Origin of the sequence: Microbacterium sp. T32, assembly GCF_001619615.1 — a bacterium.
Lineage (GTDB): Bacteria > Actinomycetota > Actinomycetes > Actinomycetales > Microbacteriaceae > Microbacterium.
This window is the reverse complement of sequence record NZ_LQQP01000051.1, coordinates 1-2,648: the sequence shown is the minus strand read 5'-3', so window position 1 is coordinate 2,648 and position 2,648 is coordinate 1. Positions and strand designations below refer to the sequence as shown.

Annotated in this window: 3 protein-coding genes; 1 reads left to right on the top strand and 2 read right to left on the bottom strand. The window is 69.5% G+C overall.

Annotated features, from left to right (window positions below; all coding sequences use genetic code 11):
* Positions 1-184 precede the first annotated feature (184 nt).
* Complete coding sequence (locus tag AVW09_RS18280; RefSeq protein ID WP_063258857.1) at positions 185-655, bottom strand: endonuclease domain-containing protein; 471 nt, start codon at positions 653-655, stop codon at positions 185-187.
* A gap of 599 nt (positions 656-1,254) precedes the next feature.
* Positions 1,255-1,707, bottom strand: a complete 453-nt coding sequence (locus AVW09_RS15175) for a GNAT family N-acetyltransferase (protein ID WP_063258856.1) — start codon at positions 1,705-1,707, stop codon at positions 1,255-1,257.
* A gap of 229 nt (positions 1,708-1,936) precedes the next feature.
* Here AVW09_RS15175 and AVW09_RS15170 point away from each other — a divergent pair.
* Positions 1,937-2,648, top strand: a 712-nt coding sequence (locus tag AVW09_RS15170) for an NADP-dependent isocitrate dehydrogenase (RefSeq protein ID WP_197462663.1), incomplete at its 3' end; no start/stop codon positions are given.

Genomic DNA, 2,648 nt, shown 5'->3' with positions numbered 1-2,648 from the left:
TGGATCACCGCCGTTCTCGCGGCGGGCGCGGCATCGTTCCTCCGCCGCGACCTGCGCTGACGCCGCCCGCCGCCCGCGCGGCGCCGGGCGGCGCCAAGTTCGCAGAATCCCGCGGAACTCGCAGGATTCGACGCGAATTCTGCGAACTACGTGGGATTCTGCGAGCTTTGTCGCGGCGCGCGCATTACAGGTGCAGCCCGGCCGCCACGGCGCGCGCGATCGTCCGCTCGACGCCTGCCCAGTCGTGGACGATCTGCGCGTACGAGAACCGGAAGACGGTGTAGCCACGCAGCCGTAGTTCGGCGTCGTGAGCGATATCGGCGCTGCGCTGCGCCGACGAGGAGTGAAATTCCCACCCGTCCACCTGCACCACCAACCGGTCCCCGATGAGGTGGTCGACCGGCCGCCCCGCGATCACGACCTGTTGGCGCACGCGCAGACCCATCCCGCGGATCCGCGTCGTGACATACGTCTCCAGCCCCGAATCGGAGAGTCCGCCGAGATCCTCGGCGAGTTCGCGAGCGGCGGGCCCCGGCCACGCCACACGGCGGAGCGCCGCCGGATCCAGCCGTTCGGCCCGCGCGGCCGCCTCCCAGATCACGAGGGCGTCCTCACGACCCACACAGAGCGCGATGTGGGCGAGCGAATCCTCCACCGACTCGAGCAGGCTGTCCCTCCCTGTCGGCGCGATCGGTTTCGTCCAGTGCACGCGGCCCGAGAATTCCGGCGGCAGCCCGGTCGCCGCAGATCCAGGGACACGGTGCAGGTGGAGGACTGACGGGATACCTGCCGGCATCCACCATCCGCGCACGCGGGCCGCGGAGACGCAGGCGACTCTCGCGCCCGCGCGGAGGCGGCCGCGATGAGAGTCTCCGGCGGGGTGCCCGCCACGATCCAGTGGCGGCGGACGATCTCCACGCCCCCGTCGCGCGCCGCTCTTCTCACCGCGTCGACGGAGTAGCCCGCATCCGCTGCGGCGCGACGGGCGACGATTCCGCCCCGGCCGATGACCCATTCCCGAAGATCCACGCCCCGAGCATGCCCGGCTGTCGCTCCCCGCTGTGTGGGCTCGGAGCCGAGATGGGGATGGCTGTGCGAGGCGCCCGGGTGTGGAGGAACGGCCGCGAGCTCACGATGTTCGCAGAATCCCCCGTTCTTCGCAGGATTCCGCCCGGATTCTGCGAAGAACACGTGATTCTGCGAGATTCGCGCCGCGCGCCCCGCGCGCCCCGCGCCGCCGCGGCGTCGCGCGCGTCAGATGTGCACGCGGGCGACGGTCTCGCCGTACTCCGTCTCGCCGACGGGTTCGAAGCCCGCGCGGAGGAAGAACGCCTCGGGACCGCCGACGCCGGGTTCGTAGATGACGTCGACGTGGTCCATGCCGCGACGCCGTGCCTCTTCGAGCAGCTGCCCCAGGGCGAAACGGCCGACGCCGCGCCCCTGGTCGTCGGCGTCGACGTTGATCCGCCACAGCACCGACCGGAAGTGCTCCTCGTGCGCTTCGGGGTCGAAGTTCGCGCTCACGAAGCCGACGACCTCGTCGCCGTCCAGCACGACGCGTTGCCACGAGGTCTGGGGATCCATCACCGTGGCGGCGATGCCGTAGCTCACCGGAGCGAGGAACTGCTCCTGCCCGGGCTTCAGCGACAGGTTGTTCACCGCCACGATCGTGGCGGCGGAGAGTTCGACGAGACGAAGGTCGGCCATGCGCCCAGGCTATCCGCCCCGCTGATCCGCGCAACATTCCGGATGCCATCGCCCTGGCATCCACTCGATAAACGCGATGCACGGCGCGAAACGCGATGTCGCGCCGTTTCCCGTCGCGAATCGCGTTCCTCGGGCAGGAGAGGGCGCGAACTATCTCGACATCAAGAGACTTTGCGCCGGTGCGATAGGCTGAAGCGCAACCCTGGCCGCCTCTACGGAGAGATTCGACGTGCCCGATTCCACCATCATCTACACGTACACCGACGAGGCGCCGGCGCTTGCTACGGCGTCTTTCCTGCCCATCGTGCAGGCCGTCACGACACAGGCGGGTGTCGATGTCGAGACCCGCGACATCTCGCTCGCCGGCCGCATCCTCGCCGCCTTCCCGCAGCGCCTGACGCCCGAGCAGCACGTGGGCGACGCGCTCGCCGAGCTCGGAGGTCTCGCCACGCTCCCCGAGGCGAACATCATCAAGCTGCCGAACATCTCGGCATCCATCCCGCAGCTCAAGGCCGCGATCGCCGAGCTGCAGGCTCAGGGCTACGACATCCCCGACTACCCCGACGACGCATCGAGCGTCGACGACAAGGACGTGCGGGCGCGGTACGACCGCATCAAGGGCTCCGCGGTCAACCCCGTGCTGCGTGAGGGCAACAGCGACCGCCGCGCCCCGCTCGCGGTGAAGAACTACGCGAAGAAGCACCCGCACCGCAACAAGCCCTTCGCCGAGGGCTCGAAGACCCGCGTCGCGACCATGGGCCACGACGACTTCAAGAGCAACGAGAAGTCCTGGGTCGCCGCCCACGACGACGTGCTCACCATCCGTCACACCGCGCACGACGGCACGGTCACGGTCCTCAAGGACAACCTGAAGGTCCTCCCGCGCGAGATCGTGGATGCCACCTTCCTCTCGGCCGCGGCGCTCGACGCGTTCCTCGTCG